The following is a 22,044-nucleotide window of genomic DNA, read 5'->3' on the forward strand; positions in this document are numbered from 1 at the left end:
CGTACAATTTCCTATTCCCAGCCTTGTCCGTCTTTAAGCGGGCATACGTGTTTTTTCAAACGCCCACCGATACACGTACGCCACCCCGACCCCACTCGCGAACACGATGGTCCATATGTTCATCACGATTGACTGGTTGAACGGCTTGAAGAAGTAATCCCATGCCCCATCGATGTACCCGGTCATCGTCATGGATAGCATATACGAGACGATGAGCCCGAAAACGAGCCAGCGTAACCTTGCATGTCGACCAAGCCGCCACACGCTCCACCACGTGATGGCCGGAATCACGAGATAACCGAGCGCATTCCCCCATAGAAAGTCTGCCGCTGTCACGAAAAAGCCCCACGGCAGACACAAGAGGACGACGAAAATGATTCGTTTGATCATCACGCTTGCCCCTGTTGATTCTTTTTCCACAAAACGAACAACAAGATTCCCATCCCGACGAATAAAATCAACATCGAGAAGATCAGTTGTTGCTCGAGTGGCAAACTTGTCTGGGCCAACGCGGATTGCGGCCCGAATAAGAGTAGCGGAACAATCACATTAATCCATGTCTTCATCCAAATCGAGAAGACGAGCAACGTGACGACGGCCAGGCCGAGCAATACGAGTTGACCGGTTAGGCCGAACACGATCGTTGGGGTCTCGACGAAGATGTCGAGTGCCATCAGCCCGAGGAACAACGTCATCGGTAGCGCAGCAAGCGCCATGTACGTCACACCATTTTTGACTTTCCCTGCTTTAGTGCGGCCCGACATGTTGCGGAACGCTTGTGAGACGGCAAGTAAAAATAGAATGGACACAAGCGGGAATCCAATCAACTGGATCGTTGAGAACGTCATTTCTTCCTGGATGAAGTTGGAAATGATGATGTAGGCGAACACGTTTGGGATGATTATCGCGACGATTTTGACGAATCCTTTCACATCAAACGCCATCTCGCTCCCGAGGTGTTGCATGTAGGCTTTCGGGCTTTGGCCGATGACATCGTCCACGCTTTTCCCTGCCCGTTCCGCTTCCTCAAGGTGATCTTTCAACTCCTCTACGACGTCTTTCACTTCACCTTCCGACTTCCCGCTCGACATGAGATAGACCGCTAAATCATCCAAAAAATCCCGACTCTTTTTTGAAAGTTCCATCTTCATTCTCCTCTCCGAGTACGCGGTCGACGCCGCTTGATACTTCCGCCCAACGTTGTTTGAAGGCGAGCAATTCTTGCTGCCCCGTCTCTGTCAAAATGTAATACTTTCGCTTCGGCCCTCCAGACGGCAGTGTTTTTTGAATCGTCTCGACCCAACCGTCTTTCTTCATCCGTAACAGGACCGGATAAATACTGCCCTCGCTCACCATCGTGAATCCGTACGCCTGTAGCTTCTCCGACATCTCGTAGCCGTACGTCTCGCCTTTATCGATGATGGCCAATAGGCAACCTTCAAGCAGTCCTTTCAACATTTGACTCATCGCCATGGCGTGACCTCACTTTCATTGAACTAACTTGTTATACATAATAGTAATGGAAGGAGCTACCATTTGCAACTACTTTGTAAAACAAGTTAGTTGCGCATCGAGAGGTTTATTTTTTCAAATCAAGTGAATACTTCTTAAGGTGAAGAAAAAATAAAGGAGTGTTTGAATATGCATACCGATTTTACGAAGATGTACATTGATGGCCAATGGGTCGAAGGGTCGAGTGACAAATCAATCGATAACACTAACCCGTTCACGGACGAGACGTTGTTCTCCATCCGGTCGGCCGACGAGTCTGATCTCGACAAGGCTTATGCCGTTGCGAAAGAAGCACAAGCCGAATGGGCGACGATGCTCCCACAAAACCGACGCGCCTTGATCGAGAAATTTGCTGAACTGACGCTTCAGTATAAAGATGACATCATCGACTGGCTCGTCAAAGAGTCGGGTAGCACGCGCATCAAAGCAGAAGGCGAATTTTTAGCCTCGATGGCGATCATCAAGGAAGCGGCGACGTTCCCGTTCCGCATGGACGGGCTCATCAAACCGTCGATCGTCCCGAACAAAGAGAATCGGGTCTACCGGAAACCGCTCGGCGTCATCGGCGTCATCAGCCCATGGAACTTCCCGTTCCACCTCGCGGTCCGCTCGATCGTCTCTGCGCTCGCAACGGGCAATACCGTCGTCGTTAAACCGGCGACGGCGACGCCGGTCACAGGAGGTCTCCTCTTCGCCTCGCTATTTGAAGAGGCGGGCCTTCCGAAAGGCGTCTTGAACATCGTCGTCGGTCGCGGTTCTGAGATCGGGGACGCCATCGTCGAGCACCCGGTGCCAAAACTCATCTCGTTCACCGGTTCGACCGAGGTCGGCAAAGGGATTGCCGAGAAAGCCGGACGCCTGTTGAAGAAGACTGCGCTCGAACTCGGCGGGAATAACGTCTTCGTCGTCTTAGACGACGCCGACATCGACCGTGCTGTGGAATCGGCCGTCTATTCGAAATTCTATCACCAAGGGCAAATCTGTATGTCGACGAACCGAATCCTCGTCGCCGAGTCGATTCACGATGAATTCCTCGAAAAATTTGTGGAACGGGTCCGCGCCTTGAAGTTCGGCAATCCGAACGAATCGGACACACAAGTCGGACCGCTGATCGATCACGACCAAGTCGACCGCATCCTCGACCAAATCAATCAGACGGTCGAAGCCGGTGCGACGCTTGAGACTGGCGGCAACGCTGACGGGAACGTGCTCGAGCCGACCGTCGTGAGCGGTGTCACGAATGACATGCCACTCGCGAAAAATGAGATTTTCGGACCGGTCGCCGTCATTCTGTCGTTCAAGGACGACGCCGAGGCGCTGAAACTCTCGAACGAGTTGCCATACGGACTGAGCGGTGCCGTTCACGGTTCAATCTATCGCGCGACCGAGTTCGCACGCCAAGTCGAGACGGGGATGATTCACGTCAACGACCAGTCGGTGAACGACGAGCCGCACTTGCCGTTCGGCGGGGAAAAAGATTCTGGTCTAGGCCGCTTCAACGGCGAGTGGGTGCTCGAGGAGTTCACGACGCTCCAATGGGTGTCCGTCATGCACGAACGCCGGGAATACAAACCATTTTTCTCTTAAACAGCAAAAAGCGTGTTGGTCCGCGAACGGATCAACACGCTTTTTTTAGATTTTTTTCACAAACTCCGACTTGAGTTTCATCGCGCCAAAGCCCTCAATCTTGCAGTCGATGTCATGGTCCCCGTCGACGAGACGGATCCCTTTCACTTTCGTGCCTTGTTTGACGACGAGCGACGTCCCTTTCACTTTCAAATCTTTGATGACCGTGACTGTGTCTCCGTCTTGGAGCACATTTCCGTTCGCATCTTTGATTTGCGCGTCTGCTTCCGCTTCGGCTACCTCGCTCGGCGACCACTCGTAGGCGCATTCCGGACAGACGAGCAAGCTCCCGTCCTCATATACATAAGTCGACTGACATTTTGGGCAATTCGGTAGTTCTGTCATACTGATTCCTCCATTCGATACACTGTTCCCAGTATACCGCAATTTTAGAAGTTCGACAGCTAGCGGTCAGCCTTCTTGCGGAGTCTCGGGGCCTTTCAAATCAAGCTGATAAAACGATAAGTCCAGCCATTTGCCAAACTTATAACCAGCTTGTTTAATCGTGCCAGAATGGACGAACCCTAGCTTTTCATGTGCTTTGACACTCGCGATATTGGCGGCATCGATTCCGCCGATCATCGTCTTCACTTCCCGTTCTTCACCGATGCGGATGATTTCACAGAGCAATTTATTCCCGATCCCTTTCCCCCGATAGCCGGGATGCACGTATACCGAGTGTTCGACCGTATACTGATAGGCCGGCCATGGACGGAACGGTCCGAACGTGGCGAAGCCCATGACGACATCGCCTTCCTCCCACACGATGATTGGGAGCCCGGACGCTTTTTTGTCTTCGTACCACGCGACACGATTTTGAAGCGTCACCGGCTCGTAATGGTAAACAGCTGTACTGTTGACGATTGCGTCATTGTAAATATGTAAAACGGCTTGAAGGTCGTCTCGACGGCAGTTGCGAATCATGGGGACACCATACTTTCTATACGTTTTCTTTATTATACGTATCTCGATTTCAAAATACACGTAACGATTTGGTTCCACAAAAAAAGTCAGCCGTGTCGACTGACTTTTTTACCTTAGGCTGCCAAACGGTCACACATCGACGCGCACTCGAAACAGACGCGCGCACACTCTTGGCAGTGCTCATGCTTATGTTTTTCACACTCTTGGGCACACGCCTTACAGACGACCGCACAAGCCCGGGCGAGTTCCGGTACGAACGCCGAATCCCGTGTCATCGCCTCCGCGAGGAATGAACAGATTGCGGCGCACTCACGATCGAGTCGGATACAGTCGACCATCATCTTCACGTCATGTTCCTCGAGACAAGATTCCAGACAGTAATTGCACGTCTCCACGCAATCGTGCAACGTTTCCAGTTCGTTCGCATAAATTCGATGAGCCATGTATTCGTCCTCCTTTTGAATGACTACACAACGACAATACGTTACTGTTATTCCCTAATCTTCAAAAGAAAAACGACCGTCGACTAACGTCTCGGGTCGTTCACGAACGTACGATATAGGTAGGCGACACCGTTCAACCAGCGCTCCGAATACCGCTTCGGCATGAAACGGAGGCGGTAGAGCCGATACATCCGCTTCAAATCTTCCCATTGGTGATCGACTTGCTGCCCTTGTCGGAATCGCGCCAAATCAATCAAATAAATGCGGCCGTCCGGCGTGAGGATGAGGTTGCGTAAATGGACATCGGACGGGGTCAACCCGAGCCGCCGGGCCGCTATGAGCGCCTCATCGACTTGCCTGATATACGCGGGGTCGATCCAAATGCCTTCAATCAAACATTCAAACAGTGTCTTCCCTTCGATATAGTCGATGACGATATAGGTCGGACCCGCTTCGTACAGACCCGGGAATTGAGGCAATCCCTCGAGCTTCCGATAAATCACGGCTTCCTCAGCCGCGATGTGCGTATAGCCAGGGAAAAACACTTTAATGACGAGTCGTGTAGATTTTATGCGGAACACGGCGGCGCTACGCCCGATCCCGTGCAGTTCGAGGTCAGGATGATAGGCGGTCACACGCATGTCTTGACCGTGTCGCTCAAACGTGACGCTCGCATATTGTTTATAATGATTCATTGGGCACTCCTCTTTTTCGGTTCATCTCTTTTCTATAATAACTGATACCACTGACATTTGACTCAGTCCGTGCCCTTCTACTTCATCCAATAAGTGACGCATCCTACGATTATCTCTATAATGGAAGCGACAGACAATGGGGAGGAATCAATCATGCAACGCATCGAACTGACAGAAGACCTATCATTCTCACGGATTATCCACGGCATGTGGCGTCTCGCTGAATGGGACATGAGCCCACAGGAACGTCTCACGTTCATCGAGCAATGTATCGAGCTTGGGATCACGACGTTCGACCACGCCGATATATACGGTGGCTATACATGTGAAGGACTATTCGGGGAAGCACTTCGCCTCAATCCTTCACTTCGCGATCAAATCGAGATTGTAACGAAGACTGGCATCAAATTAACGGGTTCTTTCAATCCAGGCCAAACGATCAACCATTATGACACGACGAAAGAGCATATCATCCGTCAAGCCGAACGTTCACTCAAAGAACTCGCCATCGACCAGATTGACACGCTGTTGATTCATCGTCCCGACCCACTCATGGACCCGGACGAAGTTGCCGAGGCGTTCATCACGTTGCAACGAAGCGGAAAAGTCCGGACGTTTGGCGTCTCGAACCACGTACCGGCGACCCAACAGTTGCTCCAGTCACGTTTGCCGTTCCAACTCGTGACGAATCAGCTTGAACTTTCACCGATGCAACTGAAACACTTCGAAGATGGTTCTGTCGACCTATGCCACGAGAAACGGATGCCGCTCATGGCATGGAGTCCGCTCGCCGGCGGTCAACTGTTCACCGAGTCAAAGTATGCACCGCTTCGTGAAAAATTGGAGGAAATTAGCGAGCGGCATCAAGCAGGCGGTATCGATGCAGTCGTTTACGCTTGGCTCTTAAAGCACCCGGCCAAGATCATGCCGATTGTCGGATCTGGGAAAATTGACCGAGTCAAAACTGCCGTCGACGCACTCGGAATCGAGCTCACACGTGAAGAATGGTTCGAAATTTTGAAGGCGGCCCGCGGACACGACGTTGATTAAAGGGAAAAATAAACAAATAAACCCTGATTAGTTCCATCAATGATTTTTTTGAATAGTTTCCTCATTTTTGAGAACATGTCCATTTCAACGTTTATTCGTCAAAAATCGACATGTTCAAAATCCTGAAATTCCATTTCATATCCATAAGTGTAAAACAAGCCCGCTCAGTTCAAGTTGAGCGGTTTTTTTGATTTTTTCTTAAAAAAACACATTAATTTTCCTAAGACTAAAGTCACAAAAAATTGGTGCTAAAATGATGAAAGTTAATCATCAAAGGAGTGCACTCTCGTGAAAAAGTACTTGATTTTTAGTACGATTGCCATGTTGTTCTTCCTTTTCGGATGTGAAGAAGAACATGCATTTCGTTTACATACAGCTCCAGAGTACTATCAAGGTCGCGCTACCCTGCCGTCAGGGCAACAAATCGAGATGACCGAGTCCGATCGGACGAACGTCCTCGATGCCTGCTATCCAGAAGACGCGATTATCCAAGTTCCGGACGGAGAACGTCAATTGATCGGGACGGTCACCTTGACCCAACCGCTGATCACGACATCCTCGACCGATGTATTTCCGACCGCTACTTTTTTTGAAGTGGACAATCAAGCCTTCGTCCAGTGCCAAGCCGATACGATTACGTATGTGAAGCAAATCGACACGTTACCGAATAGTCTTATTCCGTATCGTGACCAAGCCGTCCCTTCTCCCAAGACGTCAAAATTACGAAACGCCCAACCGCACGAACGGATTCATTTCACAGAAGAGATGGCCAAACCCGTCGGTAATGAGCCGTATCCAAAACGGAGCGCCTTCGAACAGACGCTCGTTCACGTGACGATGCCGTTCAACGGTTCTTTTGAGTTCACGTTCGAATCACCGGAATCTCGTGAGACGATCACGTTGCCGATTGACGAAGCATCGCGCCAACCTTTCCTCTCCCTCGGCCTAGGCACCGAGGTGACTCAAGACGCGAAACAGTACGGACTTCATTTGTCACCTAACCAAACCTTGTATGAAGACGTCCTTCGACCGAAAGATGCGAGTTTTGACCGTATGCTTGGCGCTCGCCAGGCAAGTGCGCTCCCGACGACACTCATCCCGAATGAGCGCTATCCCTTGTTCAGCTTTTCGTTCATTCGTGACGGAAAACCGTACAAACAAGTCGTCTCGGTCACTTATCGAGATGAAACGTTGCTTCACGGCGATCGATTGAAAATGAAAATGCGCCAACAGTTCGCCCATCGCCGGCATGTCGTGACGCATGACTTGGCGCTACTCGGTACGGAGTCCAAAGATGCACCATTCTTACATCACGCCAATGCCGAGACCGTCCAATTCGTGTTCCAAGCGATCGATCGATCAAAAGCTGTCGCCACGGCCGGTAACCCGGCCCCGATTCCTTATTTAACTGTCTTCGAAGGTATTTGTGCGCAGACGTTCGATGTCAGCTATAAAGAGGACGATGTCTTTTTGACAAATACGTTGACAGGGTCACACTTCAAGCTGCTCCGCAGCGATGCTGAGCGCTGGCACGACCTCTTCAATAAACAAGAGGGCTAACGCCCAATTTCAAGACAGACTGGTTCACGCCAGTCTGTCTTTGCATGTTTTCTAGGCAAAATTAGGAAGCATCCCTCGTTCGCTATGCGACAATGACAGCAAACGGTGTAAAGGAGAGGATTTGATGACAAAACGATTCGAGCGCGACGTCGCCACGCATTGGCAAGTCGCCTATAAGCAACCCGGATATCCACACGTGCAACAAGGGTGGGTCTTGCCCCCTGAGCGAAAAGGCGAGTTCGACCCGTTCATCTTGATGGCCGAGGACTGGTTCAAACGTGGCACGTTCTCGGACCACCCGCATCGCGGTTTCCAAACGATCACCTACGTCATTGACGGACGACTCGAACATATCGACAACCATGGCGGCCATTCGATTTTAGATGCCGGAGACGTCCAGTACATGAACGCGGGCTGGGCGGCCCGACACGCCGAGGAGGCCGTTGCTGATGACTTGATCCATACGTTGCAACTATGGCTCAATCTACCGAAAGCACTTAAAACGACGTCGACGTCTTATCAAAACGTGTACGTCGAAGACGCCCCGGTCGTTCCGATTGACGGTGGACAAATCCGTGTCTACTCGGGTGAGATCGCCGGTGCGACAGGCCCGATGGACAGTCTCGTCCCGATCACGATGAGTGAAGTCCGTTTACGGGAAGGTACAGTCTATGAGCACGTCATCCCGGCGAACCATAACGCCTTCATCTACATCCTCGCCGGTTCAGTCGAGCTCGGAACGTCTGCGACTTCGCTCGAGAAGACGCACGTGGCGACGCTCACGTTTGACGAGACGACCGAGCGTGAGAGTAGTCTCCGCATAAAAGCGACGTCACGCACGAAATTGCTTGTCTATTCGGGTAAACCGATTCGCGAAGACTATATCGCCCACGGCCCGTTCGTCATGAACACCGAGGATGAGATTCGCCAAGCGTTCCGCGACTATCACGCCGGAGTGTTCGGTCCCCCAGCCGTCAAATAAAATAAGCCGCGCCCGAGGCGTGGCTTATTGTTTGTCCGGCATGAGCACCGTCTGTTGCGTCGGGATCCGACCAATCGGGACGGTCCGTTCGACGAGGGTATATCGTTTCCCGTCCACTTCAAACTTTCGGTCGCCGAGATAATGGGCCGACTTCCCGTCTTCATACAGCTTCGTCAAAATTGCCGGCACGTACTCATTCAAATTCGTATAATGCTCGTCTAGCGTCATGACGATGTTGCCTTTGCCATAACCCAGCCATTGGTTCGACATGAATAACATGAGCGAAATCGTCCCGATGACACCGATGACTAAAATGACTGTTTCCATCAAATTATCCTCATTCCCCTTTCAAAAATTGCGCATCATAGCGGTCCCGATCCCTCGTTCCCATAGTCTCGTGTCTCCGTGACCCCATGCGGTTTTTCATACCCGCGCAACGTGTGGTTCGAACTGACTTCCTCTCTCCCGCTCAAACGGCGCTGAATCGGACGGGCCAAGAAGTAACCGCCGAACAAGGAGACTGGGAAAATGATAAAGGCGGTGCCTAGAAACAGGTAGGCGTAGGCATGCATCTCGTCTGTACCGACGAAGTAATTGACGCCAGAGCGCAATCCAAAAAATAAGCCGGCAAATAAAAGTGCGACAAACGCATATTCGATACATTTCCCGAGAAATCGTTTCATCTCGTAACCCCCTTCAACTGATTAGTTTCCTTTACGAGAGGAAACGGAAAAACGTTTCAAATTTGTTGACGAGACGTGTACCACATTGTCGCTGCCCGCTCCGTTGCTGACACCCAATCTTGTTTACCCTGGATATAACTTTCGATGTCATCCGGATGTTGGCGTGCCAACTGCTGTTTGAGCGCCGCGTACTCGTCACGCACGTCCGGGAACGTGTTCAAGTAGTCGCGAAACGCGAGGTGCCGGATGACACCGTCATCCCCGTCTTCGAACATGTGGACGTGGAAAGTCCGAACCTCCTCGCCTTTCGCAAAGAAACGGCGTCTCGGGATGCCGTGTTCGCCAAAACTCCGATAACCGAGCGCTTCCATATGACCGATCCAGTCGTCGATTCGCTCGATTTGCCGCACGACCGGCATGATGTCGATAATCGGCTTCGCGTCGAGCCCGGGGACCGACGTGCTGCCAATGTGATGAATCGCGACGAGTTCGCTTTCGAACAATCGCTGGAGCTTGGCCGCCTCTTCTTCAAATTTCGTCGCCCATATCGAGTCATATGGGACGACCTCTACTTTTCTCATCGTCCTAATCCCTCCTTCGGCTAATTCGTTTCTTCTCTTTCATCATACCCGTTTTCCGAATCGTTTAGAAACCGTCCCCGCCGAAGGGAAGGTTTGTCACGACCCAAAATGGGAAATGCTAATACTAATGAAAACAGAACTGGAGAGTGAACCGTATGTTGACACAAAAGCAAATCGATACGTTCAAAGAACGTCTATTAAAAGAAAAAGCGAAGACCGAAGGATATATGGAAAATCGGGAAGAAGTATACGACGAAGGGGAGCTGTCACACTATGACAACCACCCAGCCGATTCCGGCGAAGAACTCTTTTTGCGTGAACGCGATCAAGCACTCACGGAGCTTGACGAAGATTTTTTGAATGACGTCGACAAGGCACTGCTCGCCATCGAGAACGGGACGTATGGAACGTGTGAAGTGTGCGGGGAAGATATCGAGTTAGACCGTCTAGAAATCATCCCCGAGGCGACGCTCTGTATTACGCATGCACGTGAGCAAGAAGAGAACGAGCACTTGACTGATCGTGAACGTCCTGTGGAAGAAGACGTACTCAATCCGTCTGAGACAGCTGCCCGCAAACAGCTAGATGGGACGGATGAGCCTGGCCAAAGCACCGACGCGTTCAGCCAAGTTGAGGAGTTCGGGAGTTCAGACACGATTGCCGACAGCGAAGGCAATCACGACCCGACACGAGAATAAGGTCGGCATCGCGAGAGCGGAAGGAGTCCAACTTCTTCCGCTTTTTGTTTTTCCCATCCGATATCTTCCATCTTTCGAACCCTCATGATACACTGTGTAAAAATACACTTTAGGAGCAGGTATGCATACAAAAGAGACGTTTTCCGAACTGATTTCTAGCAAACTCAAACTAATTCGGACGGAACAAGAGTTATCGCAAGAAGAACTATGTACGCTCATCGGCATCTCAAAAAAGACGTTGATTCAAATCGAGAAGCGACGTTCGAACGCGAACTGGACGACGACCGTCGCCATCTGTGCCTTGTTCAATCAAAGTCCCTATCTGCATTCATTGATTGGAGACGATCCAATCGAATTTATCCGCCTCGTCGCGCATACTGACTCTAGCCTCGCGACAAAGACGCTGGGTGGACACGTCTGGTGGACGACGATTGAACACCAAGGAAAATACCGGATTCAACAGAATATGGTCAGTCAACATTACCGGATTCTTGACCACGACGACTTCCGCTGGTTCAGCACGTTCGACCGCGATGAGGCGTTCCGGAAATTGTTTGAACTGCGCACGACCCATCACGAGCAGATGTGATGGACTGACACAAAAAATGACGCAACGATTTCGTTGCGTCAATACGTCGTTTTGATGGGCGACGCGCCACCGAGCACTTCGGCGACATCCATCGGGTTGACCGTGTTGCCGGCCGAGCTCGATGAATAGGCATATTTACCTTGATGCACTTCGAAATGGAGGTGAGGGCCTGAGGAGTTGCCGGTGTTGCCGATTTGGCCGATGCCTTCGCCTTGGAGCAACGCCTGTCCTTTTTTCACTTCGATTTTATGCATATGGGCGTACACGGTCGTCCATTTTTGCCCATCGATTTCATGCTCGATGAAGACGTGCTTTCCGTAAGGGCCGCCCGCTTTGACGTCGGTGACCGTTCCGGCCGCGGCCACGTAAATCGGTGTGCCGATATTTGCCGCGATATCGAGGCCGTTATGGAACGTATATCCGAACTGACCGCTCGCCGCACCGTAGCCTTGTGACAGACGACCGATTGCCGGCATCATAAACTTCTCGGGTGCCATCGCTGCCGTTTGTCGTTTCAAATCCTTCAATTGCGTTGCTTGGCCTTGCAATTGTTTGTAGGCGGCTGAATGGGATGAGCGGGCCTTTTTGTGCTCCGCCTCTATTTCTGCCTGTTCGTTCTCTAGTTTTTCTAACGACCGAATCGTCGCCGCTTTTTTCATCTTCAAGTCGGTCTCGATCTTTTCAGACACCGCCGCTTCCGCTTTCGCGATCGGGAGCACGGCCGCTAGAACTTGTTTGAACAGGGATGGGTCATTTGTCTCTGAATTCAGGGCCGTCTCGTAAGACGCGAGTTGCGTGTGGGCATAATCGATTTTCTTTTGAATCGCGTCTCTTTTTGCTTCAGTCGCTTCAGCGCGGCGCTCGGCTTTAGCGACCGCTTGTTGCGAGGTGTGAAGCCGTTGTTCGGTCTGTTGAAGCGATTTCGTCGTTTTGACGAGATCTTGCGGGGTTATTTGATCCGCGGATACGGCTGAAGTTCCTGACAGAACCAGGACGCCTGTACCGACGGTGACGAGAAGTTGTTTCCACATATATTGATAAAACCTCCAAATAGGATGATTCGCTAGCTATATAAAAAGCTACAAAGGCGAATATAGCATCCACGTTTGAAAAGTTCAATATATGAAGCATTTCATTTGTATGTCGAACATGTCAAAACGGTGAATCGCTCTTCTACAAACTTCACTCAAACTTCATACATCCTATCCTTGTCATCGTTTTCGTTTCAATACAATCACGACGATGCTGATGGCGGCGAAGACGGTCAAGGTCGGCCCACCGATTAGAAAGAACCGCGTACTGCCTGATGACAAGTTCGTCGTCAGCCCGAGGATCGTGAACAAATTCCCGACAATCAGCAACACCATCAGGACGGGCAAGAAACGATGCATCACACGATACCTCCCGGTTTGACCATCTCGAATTGAGCGATGGCGTCCTGCACGAATCCGAGTCGGCGGGCTGCCTCGATCAAGGCCGGACGATCCGAAGTGAGCGTCAGTTTAATCGGACCACCCGCGACTGCCGCTCGCAACAACCATTCCGCATCTTCATCCCGACCAAATACATCAAGGAGCAGGTCGCCTCGGAAAAGGAGCGCCCCTGAAGTCTCGCCCTCACGGACTCGAACGAGTTTAGTCTGTTGTTGGGTCGTGCGGACGTCAACTTGCCAAATCGGTCGGTGGGTTGCGGATGGATAATACGTATCAAACAGCTCGGTGATCGGTTCCGGTTCGAGCGACGCATCCGTCTCGGTCGGTACAGATTGGAAGTACATAATTTCTCGAACTGTTTCATAGCCGAGCCGTTTATAAAGCGCGAGCGCTGGTTCGTTCCCTTGGATGACTTCAAGCAGACGTGTGCCCATCGCTTGTTCATCGAAGCGGCGCATCAACTCGTTCGCGATGCCGAGGTGTCGATAATCTGGCGCGACCGCTAACCCCCCGCAACGAGTGACCCACCCCGTATCGAGGTGCGCCACGCCGCTCAACATGACGGCAACAGGACGATCGTCCGCATAGGCGACGACAGAACGGGATGGCTGGTTTTGATCGCGGACGAGGAACACCGCCTCAAACTGTGCCTCATCCATGTCAAAGTGAATCATATAATCGGAAAAACCGTCCATGAAGGCATGGTATAAATCCGTAAGTGGTGGATTTTGAACGTAAGAAATGAATGGTCTCGCCATCGTGCTCAGTTCCTTTCGAGTTAAAGTTCAGTATACTAGTAGAGACAACTTACACCGAGGAGGAATCCGGATGTCAATCAGACTCGAACCACTCCGTGACGCCCATTGGCCTGTCTTGGAGACATTTTCTCTACCGCTCGACCAAGAGAAGTATACGACGCTCCCAACAGATCTCGATTCGCAGTTGCCAGATGGGGTGTACCCTGTCGTCATCACGACCGATGAGCCCGTCGGCTTCTTTTTGCTCCACGACACAGAACGGGTCGCTTCTTACACGGAGGCGCGAAATGCGTTATTGCTCTCGATGTTTTCCATCAATCATTCGGCTCAAGGAAACGGGCATGCCAAAGCGGCGCTCCGTCTCTTACCGAGTTATGTCCGGGAGCATTTCACCGATAAACACGAGGTCGTCCTGTCAGTCAATCTCAAAAATGAGCCAGCTTTCTCGCTCTATCAAACTGTCGGCTTCGTCGACACCGGCCGCTTGATCGACGGACCGGTCGGACCTCAACGCATCATGTCGCTGCAGGTATAAGTTCGCCGGGTAAGATGCTGTAGACGGCCGTGTCCGTCAAGCGTTTTCCGTCAGCAGACAAGTCCTCGTTTCGGAGCGTGCCTTCCAACTGAAAGCCGAGTCGTTCTGGAATCATTCGACTTCCCACGTTCGTCGACTCGCATTGGATTTCAATCCGATTGAAGCCGAAGTGGGCGAATCCGAAACGGACGATCGCCTCGACCGCCTCGCTCATATAACCGTGACCGGTATATGCCGTGTGAAGCCAATAGCCAACGGCAGCCTTTCGCACGTCCCAGTCGATCCCAAACAGGCTGACCGTCCCGACGAACGTCCCCGTCTCCCGTAAAAAGATGAGATACCGAAAACTCTCGCCTGTCACATAAATATGCTTCTGAACGTTGCGTGTTTGTCTCTTTCCCGTAACGCCGGCGGTTGTTTCCTTGTCCCCAACATCATCGCTCCTTCACATTCGTTTCATTCACTGTACGGGGTTCAGGCGTCGGCTGGCAACCCGCCTTAAAACAAATCAGGGTCCTCCGAGAGTGTCCGTACCTTTCGAATTTTCTGCGGCCGACCGATCCAACCGAGCGCAAGAAAGAAGAAGCCGCCCGCAACGACACAAAACAGTCCGACCAATCCTGCGACGACGCCATCAAATCCGAAGCGTTCTCCGCTCATGACGAGGATGAATGGCGAGCAGGTGAATGCGACACCTAACATCATTAGTCCGCCCCTTATTCGCCGTCGCGGGAACCCGATTGTCCACCATCCGAACGCCACCAATCCTAAGACCATCAAACCGCCCACCCCGACCAGGATCATCGTCAGCGCCTCCACTCATCACGTTGTCTTGCTTTATTCCGCATCATGGATTCAAATTCCTGTAAAAGGACCCTGTACAATTCCTGCAATCCGGGTAAATAACTATTGGAAACCATCCTACCGGAATGACACAGAGGAGGAACACCATGAGAACCCGACTCATCTTTGCTCTGACATTTATCGGTCTTTTTTTAGTTGCTGTCTATTGGATCAGTATGTGGAACGATCATCAAATCGAGGGGCGGATTGAACGAATTGATATTCCTCAGTTAATGATTGGTCCAAACGAGCTCTCAGAGAACGAACACAAATTACGCACGGTGTTAGTCAATGACCAGACAGAAGTGACTGGGAGCGCAGATGACATACAAGAACTTCGGGTGGGACAAATTGTCACAGTAGAACTCGACCGGGACGCCAAGCTTAAAATTGCCGTATCGATTCATGTCGAATCAGATTGAGTCGTTTCACATTTTTTTAGAAAACAAGCTTAGTTTTTTGGGAATGGTGGAATATGAGAACAGGAAGCTGAAAGGAGCGAATTGAATGATTTCAAATACATTGCTATCAGGTAAAGTCGCATTCATCACAGGGGCTGCATCCGGAATCGGACGCGCCGCCGTCATCCGATTTGTCCAGGCAGGAGCGAAAGTCGCCATCGTCGACTTAAAATTGGAAGATGCCCAGCAACTTGCGAGCCTGATTGGAGAAGAGCGTGCCATCGGTATCAGCGCCGACGTGGGGAATGAAGATGAGATGAAACGGGCGTACGAACAAACAATCGAACGATTTGGTCGCCTCGATATCGTCTTCGCGAACGCGGGCCGGAATGGGACGATTACGCCGATTGAGCACTTGTCGCTCGAGGATTGGAACGGTGTCGTCGAGACGAACTTGACCGGCACGTTCTTGACCGTGAAACATGCTATCCCTTACTTAAAGGAGCGAGGAGGCAGCGTCATCATCACCTCATCCATCAACGGGAACCGTTACTTTAAAAACTTCGGCTTTAGCGGCTATGCGACGACGAAAGCCGGACAGACCGGATTTGCTAAAATGGCAGCAGCCGAGCTCGCTCAATTCGGCATTCGCGTCAACTCGATTTGTCCCGGAGCAATCGACACGAACATCGATGACTCGACGAACCGAGACGACGCCTTACTTGAAGAAGTTGTCATCCCGATCGAGTACCCGGAAGGGAACCAACCGCTCGCCGGCAAATCAGGAACGGCCAGACAAGTCGCGGACGTCGTGTTGTTCTTCGCGAGCAACATGTCGAGCCATGTCACCGGCTCTGAAGTGTACGTCGACGGTGCAGAATCGTTACTTTAACGGACAACAGGTCGCCCCGCGAGGCGACCTGTTTATTTGAGAATCGGGCTTTTCATGACGGATTTCTGATAAAACGGCACGAAGCCTAAACGCTCCATATTACGGCCCGAGGCCGTATCGACTTTTGTCGTCACAGTCACATACTGGCAACCGGCTGCTTTCGCGGCCGCAATCCGTTCCAAGATGAGTTGCGTCTGATAGCCTTTGCCACGGTAAGCGGGAATCGTGCTCGTCAAAAACAGTTCGCCCATCCCGTCCTGGATAGCAAGAATGCCACCGGCGACGGCCATCTCACCTTCACGGACGAGAAACGCCTGGTTTTCGGGTAATGCATAGAACCCTTTTGCCGTCTCAATCGTCTCTTGTAAAATCGTCCCTGTCTCGGCGAAACCGGCCGCGATGGACCGAGCCCATTCGTTCACGTTCTCGGCATTCACCCGTTCGACCGCATACTCTACATCCGGGAACACGAACGTGTTCACGTCGAGCAACCAGACGTCAAGGAAGTGATCAAGCGTATAGTTTCGCTCTTGCAACAACCGAATGAGCGACATGTCCGCGAGCGGACAGACCTCGACATGGAGGCGGGACACGTTCTTCCCGCGCACCCACTTCTCCATTTGGTGCAAATCGTAAAAACTGGTCGGTCGATTCAACCCAAAGCCGACCGCAAAACTCGTATTGCCCATCCGGAAGACGTGGCCCTTGTTTTCGACGATCAATTCCGAACCTTCATAGGGAGGGGTCTGTTTCCGATGCCGAATATAGGCAGACGTCCCTTCCGCTTTGATGCGTTCGATCCGCCTGGCTAGTTCTAAGCGTCTCATCTCGTTCCCTCCCTACTAATCTTCCCTGAGTTTACCACACTTCAATTGTGAACAGATTATGTTTCCGTTACAGCCGGACTTCATCGACGACAAACGACGACGATCCTTCGATTTCTTCGATGAAGTGCGACCCGAACAGCATCGCCGGCGTGAAGCTACCTGGGATGACGCGGCCCGATTCGACAAGACGTTTCACGACCTCGAGTGCCCCGTACACGGTGAAGGCATACGTGCTCGCCGTCTTGATGCGGACGATCACTTTACGTCCTGAGACGTTCGTCGCCTCGCCCCAGACATACGTCGAGGAGCGTTCCCGTTCTGACTCGTCCGGTCCGCTCACATGTTCATCAACATAACGGAGCAGTTTCCCTTGCACCGCGTCGCTGCCGAGAATCGGACCGAACCAAGACAAGAGACGCGCCCCGTAAGCGTAAGCCTTCGGGACCGGGACCCACGTCGTGATGTTCGGAATGCCCGTCGTATAATAGGCGGTCGAGACATCCCCCCATGGAATCGCAAGTGCCGTTTTCTTGCCGCGTCCGAAATCGATGTGACGACGCTTCTCGCCCAGCGGGAACGGTGTCAGTTCGCCATCTTTCCGTTCGGCACTGCTCGACCCGAGTCCACGGATCGCTGTTTTCAGCGTCCCGCGTGAGATACCGGCGGCCGCCGAGAAGCCAAGTGCTAGATTCGTCGCGTCCGGCATCAGCTCTTTCAACTTGCGTGCCACACAATCCGTCGGAATGACGTCAAAACCGACGCCCGAACAGAGCAACACGCCCGCCTCTTGCGCGAGTTTGGCCCGTTTCTTCGAGTGGATGTATTCGAACACTTCGATTTCCCCGGTAATATCTAAGTAATGTGTCTTCGTGGCAACACAAGCTTCGACCATCGGCTGACTCGTGTCGACGAACGGTCCGGCACAATGTAACACGAGATCGATGTCAACCAACTCTCTTTTCGCCTGATCGAGTGACAGACTGAAGACACGCGTCTCACAAGCAAGCTCCTCACCGAGCTTTGCAATCGCGTCCGCACGCCGACCCGCGAGCACGGGGGTCATCCCTAGTTTCACCGCTTGCCGCGCGATCAGCTCCCCCGTATAGCCGTTCGCCCCATAAATCATCCATTTCATCACGATTCCTCCTTCAACTCTGTAAACCTACCTTTTCTTTGTTCCCTATCCTGTCAACTTTCACCCGTGTAACCGATGCATCACGTCTTGCATCACACCAATCAAATAAACGACGCCAACAGCCGTCACTATGACACCGGCGGGGATGACGAGACTCGACCACACCTGCCTTGTTCCGAACCGACAGCCCTTATATGTCAAGTAGCGATCAATCGCCCAATATAATAGCGCCGCCCCTAAACTGAGCCAGAGCAAGACGAGCCCGAACCCGATATGTAACCCAAACGAAACGAGCGGCCCGAACCGCTTCGACATCCGGCGTGTCACCCAATCGCTGAACACCGACGTGAACACGCCGTACGTGACGATGACCGGGAAACTAACTGCTAAATAAGTTGCCGACAACATCAATAGCCCATTCACCGTGTCCGCTACCCCTCCGCTATCCGGATATTGCGGGATGACTACCCAACACGCCAACAAGAGTGCATAAATCGGGGCCGTGAGTGAGGCCACGACAATTTTCCGAGCCCACATGCTCATTCCCCCCTTCTTCTACTCCAACTTTACATGACCCATAAAAAAAGCGCGCAAAAAACCAGCCTGTTTAAAGGCTGGCCAAATACTTAGTTGTTCGCAGCTTCTGCCGCTTTCGTACGGACCGTCTGCATCGCTTCTGTCCATGGGACGAGCTGATCGAGCATGTCGTTGACCGATTGGACCTGCACGTCTTTCGGTGCGAAATGTGTGCCGTTCTCGAAGTCTGTGAAGAGCGAGAGCGCTGGGTGGACACGGACGTGGGCAATCAAAAGTTCGCTCAACACGCCGCGTAAGTGTTCTGTCGCGCGTGCGCCGCCGACCGAACCGTACGAGACGATGCCGGCTGCTTTGTTATGCCATTCGTTGCGTAAGTAGTCGAGGGCGTTTTTGAGCGCACCTGTAATCGAGTGGTTGTATTCTTGGACGATGAAGACGAAGCCGTCCATCTCCGCGATTTTCTCAGACCACGCGCCGGCACCTGTTGCGTCGCCGCCTGGCTCGCCGAGAAGCGGGAGGCTGTAGTCTGCGATATCGATGATTTCATAGTTGGCGTCACCGCGTTTGTCCGCGAGTTCTTTGACCCATTCTCCGACTTGCGGGCTGACGCGTCCTTCACGAGTCGATCCGAGTACGATTCCAATTTTCAACATGTTAGTTCCTCCTTGTGAGTTGGTTGGTTCTTCTTGTTTACCGAATAAACGATTCAAAAAGCTCATTTCATGCCCTCATATTCTTTCTCAAACGTTTTTGTACTTCTGACCGTATCAATCGGTCGGACCATTGCTTCAATCTGTTCCCGCTTCGGTTCTAAGAACGGCGGGAGTGACAATTTTTCACCGACCGTCTCATACGGCTCATCGCCCATGAATCCTGGTCCGTCTGTTGCCCATTCAAACAGGATTTGCGGCGCGACCCGGGCATAAGACGATTCGAAGAAGAAGCGGTCGACATAGCCTGACGTCGGTAACCCGAACTGTTGCAATCGTGCCGTCCATTCATCGAGGACACTGCGGTCATCGACACGGAAAGCGACGTGATGCACCGTTCCGAACCCTTGGCGCGCGACTGGTGACGTCTCGTCATGAATGACGACGACTTGCGCTCCGTTTCCACCCTCACCTCCTTCAAAGAGATGCGCGTCGCCTTCTTGTCCGATTTCTTTGAACAACATGACTTGCTCCATCACTTGTTTGAAATACGTAAAGTCCGCGATGCGGATGAAGATTGGACCGAGACCCGTGATGGCGTACTCAAGTGGCACCGGGCCATTTTTCCACGGTTCGCCTGACGCGACGCCGACGTTAAACTCATCTGAGATGAGCTGGTACGCCTGTTCGTCGAAGTCAACGAACGAAAGCGTCTTCTTGCCGAACTGCTCGGCGATGCCTTCATGCTTCACGCCGAGGCGGTCGAAGCGACGTTCCCAATACGTGAGCGCCTCATCGGTCGGGACACGGAACGACGTCTTGGCGATCTCGTTCGTCCCATGCACGCCTTTTGGGATGCCAGGGAAATCAAAGAACGTCATATCTGTCCCGGCGCTGCCTTTGTCATCGGCGAAAAATAAGTGGTACGTTTGAATGTCGTCTTGGTTGACCGTCTTTTTGACGAGACGCATTCCAAGGACGTTCGTGAAGAAATCGTAGTTCTTTTCGGCGCTGCTCGTAATCGCCGTCACGTGGTGAATTCCTTTTACATGGTTCATTCGAATCGCTCCTTCAAAATCTTGATTTCGAGATAATTGATTAAAAAATTTTTGACGCCTCAGCACGTTTGCCGATCGTCTTCAATTGAGTGATCGTTTCATCTAAATCGAGTCCATCGAACAACTCGTCCATTCGTTTTTCGTGGGCTGGAAAGATAGATGACATAAGTGTCTGTCCTTCCTCAGTCAGTGCCGCATACGTGACACGACGGTCGCTCGGACACGCTTTTCGAATCAAGTAACCTTTCGATTCGAGCCGATCGACGATATACGTCACACTCCCGCTCGACAGAAGGACCTTCTTCCCGATGATTTGAATCGGTTGGTCGCCTTTATGGTAGAGCAGTTCAAGGACCGAGAACTCGGTCGGATTCAGTCCGTAATCGGCGACTTCGTGCTTGACCACGTCTTGAATCGATTGCGAGGCTCGAAGCAACACTGTGATCGCTTTTAAGGTTTTCCGTTCTTCCATGTGTTCCCCTCCTTTGCTGAGAGAAAACAATACTTTAAATTTAAATATCTTTAATTCGAGATAAATATAACATGACAAGTTTTGTTGGTCAATCCATTTAACTCAAAAAAAGACGAGTTGCCTCGTCTCGTCATTTCAGTCGTACGTCTCGTCAAGATTCCGCGCATAAAATGCGATGGCGCGACGATACCGTTTGATGCTGTCATCCGGCTCCGAGCTTGCGAGCAATTCGAGCAACGTACCGGTCGCCTCACTGTGGCGTCCGAGATTGTAATGGGTCATCGCCTGGAACGCTTTGAGCGCCCCGATGTCTGGGAACTGTTCAATCGCCTTGGCGAACAACGCCTCAGCGTCTTCGTAGCGGCCAAGCGCCCGATACGTGCTGCCAAGTCCGATATACGTCTCCTGGAGCTCTTCACCCGAGAGTCCGAGCCGAATTGCCCGTTCGTAATGCGGGACGGCTTGACGTTCTTCCCCGAGCGAATCATAACACCAGGCACAATGGACATGTAGGCGTGGATTCTTCTCGTCTTGACGGAGCAACATGAGCAACAGCTGCTTCGCCCGTTCGAGCTCTCCGTTCTCACGGAGACGAATCGCTTCGTCGAGCCCCTTCTCTTCTGGGGTTTGGACTTCCAAGTCACTCAAGTCATCGAGCCACGCTTGCAACAACTCGTAATAGTGACTGACATGGACGCCATCGACTAGGGTATGGTGGGCTTGGACCGAGAGCGGCATCGTCATCTGGCCACCATTCTCCGTAAACTTGCCCCAGGCGATGCGCGGCACCGTATCATGTTGTTGGTCATTCGTCGGGTGGCTGATGCTCGTGAATGTGACCCAAGGCACGCTCGTGATGTAAAGCAGGCTGTCCGGCTCATCATCGCCGACGACGACTTCCCGTTTCGCCCCGCTCATCCGGGCCGTCACTTCTCCCATGAAGTCCTGGAACGCGTCTTTATAGGTAGCCGTACAAAAATTGAAGACGTCATCGTCCATCATGACGGTGAACGATGGATGCACGACGTCGTGCTCGATGACCTCGTCTCCGCGGATTCGGTAGCGAAGCTCCGGGATGGCGTTCGCCGTCTTGACGGCACCGTACAAGAACAGTGTGAACTACTCACCACTTGCTTGCTTCGCAACCTGAAGTGGGAGCT

The 22,044-nt window shown here is 51.9% G+C and carries 31 protein-coding genes; 9 read left to right on the forward strand and 22 right to left on the reverse strand.

Annotation, left to right across the window (positions count from 1 at the left end):
• Positions 1-33: 33 nt before the first annotated feature.
• Genes DPV68_RS02930 through DPV68_RS02940 form a run of 3 tightly spaced genes read right to left on the reverse strand, consistent with a single transcriptional unit; the run spans position 34 to position 1,473 of the window.
• Positions 34-390: a hypothetical protein gene (locus tag DPV68_RS02930; protein WP_114165339.1), complete on the reverse strand. Its 357-nt coding sequence runs from the start codon at positions 388-390 to the stop codon at positions 34-36.
• Positions 390-1,145, reverse strand: a complete 756-nt coding sequence (locus tag DPV68_RS02935) for an HAAS domain-containing protein (protein WP_114165340.1) — start codon at positions 1,143-1,145, stop codon at positions 390-392. Before DPV68_RS02935 ends, DPV68_RS02930 begins: the two co-directional genes overlap by 1 nt.
• Complete coding sequence (locus DPV68_RS02940; protein WP_114165341.1) at positions 1,108-1,473, reverse strand: PadR family transcriptional regulator; 366 nt, start codon at positions 1,471-1,473, stop codon at positions 1,108-1,110. Before DPV68_RS02940 ends, DPV68_RS02935 begins: the two co-directional genes overlap by 38 nt.
• Before the next feature lie 168 nt (positions 1,474-1,641).
• Between DPV68_RS02940 and DPV68_RS02945 the strand changes: the two genes are divergently transcribed.
• Positions 1,642-3,099, forward strand: a complete 1,458-nt coding sequence (locus DPV68_RS02945) for an aldehyde dehydrogenase family protein (protein ID WP_114165342.1) — start codon at positions 1,642-1,644, stop codon at positions 3,097-3,099.
• Positions 3,100-3,144: 45 nt separating this feature from the next.
• Here DPV68_RS02945 and DPV68_RS02950 read toward each other — a convergent pair whose 3' ends face one another.
• The 4 genes from DPV68_RS02950 to DPV68_RS02965 form a co-directional block, all read right to left on the reverse strand.
• Entirely contained in the window at positions 3,145-3,483 is a 339-nt protein-coding gene (locus tag DPV68_RS02950; protein ID WP_114165343.1) for a zinc ribbon domain-containing protein YjdM, read from the reverse strand.
• A 66-nt stretch (positions 3,484-3,549) separates the two neighbouring features.
• Positions 3,550-4,062 carry a GNAT family N-acetyltransferase gene (locus DPV68_RS02955; protein WP_114165344.1) on the reverse strand — a complete coding sequence of 171 codons (513 nt, stop codon included), beginning with the start codon at positions 4,060-4,062 and terminating at the stop codon, positions 3,550-3,552.
• A 113-nt stretch (positions 4,063-4,175) separates the two neighbouring features.
• Complete coding sequence (locus DPV68_RS02960; RefSeq protein WP_034779654.1) at positions 4,176-4,505, reverse strand: four-helix bundle copper-binding protein; 330 nt, start codon at positions 4,503-4,505, stop codon at positions 4,176-4,178.
• A gap of 83 nt (positions 4,506-4,588) precedes the next feature.
• Positions 4,589-5,200: a protein kinase family protein gene (locus tag DPV68_RS02965; protein WP_114165345.1), complete on the reverse strand. Its 612-nt coding sequence runs from the start codon at positions 5,198-5,200 to the stop codon at positions 4,589-4,591.
• Positions 5,201-5,353: 153 nt separating this feature from the next.
• On the opposite strand from DPV68_RS02965, the gene DPV68_RS02970 reads away from it, so the two are divergent.
• From DPV68_RS02970 to DPV68_RS02980, 3 genes are all read left to right on the forward strand, one after another.
• Positions 5,354-6,250 (forward strand): aldo/keto reductase, encoded by an 897-nt coding sequence (locus DPV68_RS02970; RefSeq protein WP_114165346.1) that lies wholly within the window; start codon positions 5,354-5,356, stop codon positions 6,248-6,250.
• Between the two features lie 288 nt (positions 6,251-6,538).
• Positions 6,539-7,810 (forward strand): hypothetical protein, encoded by a 1,272-nt coding sequence (locus DPV68_RS02975; protein ID WP_232819468.1) that lies wholly within the window; start codon positions 6,539-6,541, stop codon positions 7,808-7,810.
• Positions 7,811-7,934: 124 nt separating this feature from the next.
• Positions 7,935-8,792, forward strand: coding sequence for a pirin family protein (locus tag DPV68_RS02980; RefSeq protein ID WP_114165347.1), 858 nt, complete (start codon positions 7,935-7,937; stop codon positions 8,790-8,792).
• A gap of 24 nt (positions 8,793-8,816) precedes the next feature.
• Here the strand turns inward: DPV68_RS02980 and DPV68_RS02985 are convergent, their stop codons facing one another.
• Genes DPV68_RS02985 through DPV68_RS02995 form a run of 3 tightly spaced genes read right to left on the reverse strand, consistent with a single transcriptional unit; the run spans position 8,817 to position 10,056 of the window.
• On the reverse strand, positions 8,817-9,119 hold the full coding sequence (locus DPV68_RS02985) for a hypothetical protein (RefSeq protein ID WP_114165348.1): 303 nt from the start codon (positions 9,117-9,119) through the stop codon (positions 8,817-8,819).
• Positions 9,120-9,154: 35 nt separating this feature from the next.
• Positions 9,155-9,475: a hypothetical protein gene (locus DPV68_RS02990; protein ID WP_114165349.1), complete on the reverse strand. Its 321-nt coding sequence runs from the start codon at positions 9,473-9,475 to the stop codon at positions 9,155-9,157.
• A gap of 56 nt (positions 9,476-9,531) precedes the next feature.
• On the reverse strand, positions 9,532-10,056 hold the full coding sequence (locus DPV68_RS02995) for a GrpB family protein (RefSeq protein WP_114165350.1): 525 nt from the start codon (positions 10,054-10,056) through the stop codon (positions 9,532-9,534).
• Positions 10,057-10,211: 155 nt separating this feature from the next.
• On the opposite strand from DPV68_RS02995, the gene DPV68_RS03000 reads away from it, so the two are divergent.
• Together DPV68_RS03000 and DPV68_RS03005 are read left to right on the forward strand one after the other, a co-directional pair.
• Positions 10,212-10,754, forward strand: coding sequence for a TraR/DksA C4-type zinc finger protein (locus tag DPV68_RS03000; RefSeq protein ID WP_114165351.1), 543 nt, complete (start codon positions 10,212-10,214; stop codon positions 10,752-10,754).
• A gap of 121 nt (positions 10,755-10,875) precedes the next feature.
• A complete protein-coding gene (locus DPV68_RS03005; RefSeq protein WP_114165352.1) occupies positions 10,876-11,343 on the forward strand; it encodes a helix-turn-helix transcriptional regulator in 468 nt (155 codons plus the stop codon).
• 38 nt (positions 11,344-11,381) lie between these two features.
• Here the strand turns inward: DPV68_RS03005 and DPV68_RS03010 are convergent, their stop codons facing one another.
• From DPV68_RS03010 to DPV68_RS03020, 3 genes are all read right to left on the reverse strand, one after another.
• Positions 11,382-12,374, reverse strand: a complete 993-nt coding sequence (locus DPV68_RS03010) for a M23 family metallopeptidase (RefSeq protein ID WP_114165353.1) — start codon at positions 12,372-12,374, stop codon at positions 11,382-11,384.
• A 180-nt stretch (positions 12,375-12,554) separates the two neighbouring features.
• A complete protein-coding gene (locus DPV68_RS03015; RefSeq protein ID WP_157964133.1) occupies positions 12,555-12,737 on the reverse strand; it encodes a hypothetical protein in 183 nt (60 codons plus the stop codon).
• Positions 12,734-13,534, reverse strand: a complete 801-nt coding sequence (locus tag DPV68_RS03020; RefSeq protein WP_114165355.1) for a GNAT family N-acetyltransferase — start codon at positions 13,532-13,534, stop codon at positions 12,734-12,736. The genes DPV68_RS03015 and DPV68_RS03020 overlap by 4 nt, the downstream gene beginning before the upstream one ends.
• Positions 13,535-13,604: 70 nt before the next feature.
• Between DPV68_RS03020 and DPV68_RS03025 the strand changes: the two genes are divergently transcribed.
• A complete protein-coding gene (locus DPV68_RS03025; RefSeq protein ID WP_114165356.1) occupies positions 13,605-14,069 on the forward strand; it encodes a GNAT family N-acetyltransferase in 465 nt (154 codons plus the stop codon).
• Here DPV68_RS03025 and DPV68_RS03030 read toward each other — a convergent pair.
• Entirely contained in the window at positions 14,050-14,430 is a 381-nt protein-coding gene (locus tag DPV68_RS03030; protein ID WP_232819469.1) for a GNAT family N-acetyltransferase, read from the reverse strand. The two genes, DPV68_RS03025 and DPV68_RS03030, sit on opposite strands and share 20 nt — an antisense overlap.
• A 137-nt stretch (positions 14,431-14,567) precedes the next feature.
• Positions 14,568-14,873 (reverse strand): hypothetical protein, encoded by a 306-nt coding sequence (locus tag DPV68_RS03035; RefSeq protein WP_157964134.1) that lies wholly within the window; start codon positions 14,871-14,873, stop codon positions 14,568-14,570.
• 146 nt (positions 14,874-15,019) lie between these two features.
• On the opposite strand from DPV68_RS03035, the gene DPV68_RS03040 reads away from it, so the two are divergent.
• Together DPV68_RS03040 and DPV68_RS03045 are read left to right on the forward strand one after the other, a co-directional pair.
• The gene (locus tag DPV68_RS03040) at positions 15,020-15,334 is read left to right on the forward strand and encodes a hypothetical protein (RefSeq protein ID WP_114165358.1); all 315 of its coding nucleotides are present in this window, start codon (positions 15,020-15,022) and stop codon (positions 15,332-15,334) included.
• An 85-nt stretch (positions 15,335-15,419) separates the two neighbouring features.
• Positions 15,420-16,205 (forward strand): SDR family oxidoreductase, encoded by a 786-nt coding sequence (locus DPV68_RS03045; protein WP_114165359.1) that lies wholly within the window; start codon positions 15,420-15,422, stop codon positions 16,203-16,205.
• 32 nt (positions 16,206-16,237) lie between these two features.
• Here the strand turns inward: DPV68_RS03045 and DPV68_RS03050 are convergent, their stop codons facing one another.
• The 7 genes from DPV68_RS03050 to DPV68_RS03080 form a co-directional block, all read right to left on the reverse strand.
• Positions 16,238-17,032, reverse strand: a complete 795-nt coding sequence (locus DPV68_RS03050) for a GNAT family N-acetyltransferase (protein ID WP_114165360.1) — start codon at positions 17,030-17,032, stop codon at positions 16,238-16,240.
• A gap of 67 nt (positions 17,033-17,099) precedes the next feature.
• A complete protein-coding gene (locus DPV68_RS03055; RefSeq protein WP_114165361.1) occupies positions 17,100-18,167 on the reverse strand; it encodes a saccharopine dehydrogenase family protein in 1,068 nt (355 codons plus the stop codon).
• A gap of 60 nt (positions 18,168-18,227) precedes the next feature.
• Positions 18,228-18,704: a hypothetical protein gene (locus DPV68_RS03060; RefSeq protein WP_114165362.1), complete on the reverse strand. Its 477-nt coding sequence runs from the start codon at positions 18,702-18,704 to the stop codon at positions 18,228-18,230.
• Positions 18,705-18,793: 89 nt separating this feature from the next.
• A complete protein-coding gene (locus DPV68_RS03065) occupies positions 18,794-19,423 on the reverse strand; it encodes an NADPH-dependent FMN reductase (RefSeq protein ID WP_034779702.1) in 630 nt (209 codons plus the stop codon).
• On the reverse strand, positions 19,420-20,412 hold the full coding sequence (locus tag DPV68_RS03070; RefSeq protein ID WP_114165363.1) for a ring-cleaving dioxygenase: 993 nt from the start codon (positions 20,410-20,412) through the stop codon (positions 19,420-19,422). Before DPV68_RS03070 ends, DPV68_RS03065 begins: the two co-directional genes overlap by 4 nt.
• A 40-nt stretch (positions 20,413-20,452) precedes the next feature.
• Positions 20,453-20,884 (reverse strand): MarR family winged helix-turn-helix transcriptional regulator, encoded by a 432-nt coding sequence (locus DPV68_RS03075; protein ID WP_114165364.1) that lies wholly within the window; start codon positions 20,882-20,884, stop codon positions 20,453-20,455.
• 135 nt (positions 20,885-21,019) lie between these two features.
• Positions 21,020-21,991 carry a tetratricopeptide repeat protein gene (locus tag DPV68_RS03080; protein ID WP_232819470.1) on the reverse strand — a complete coding sequence of 324 codons (972 nt, stop codon included), beginning with the start codon at positions 21,989-21,991 and terminating at the stop codon, positions 21,020-21,022.
• Between the last annotated feature and the right edge of the window lie 53 nt (positions 21,992-22,044).

It is taken from the genome of Exiguobacterium sp. TNDT2, assembly GCF_003331145.1.
Lineage (GTDB): Bacteria > Bacillota > Bacilli > Exiguobacteriales > Exiguobacteriaceae > Exiguobacterium.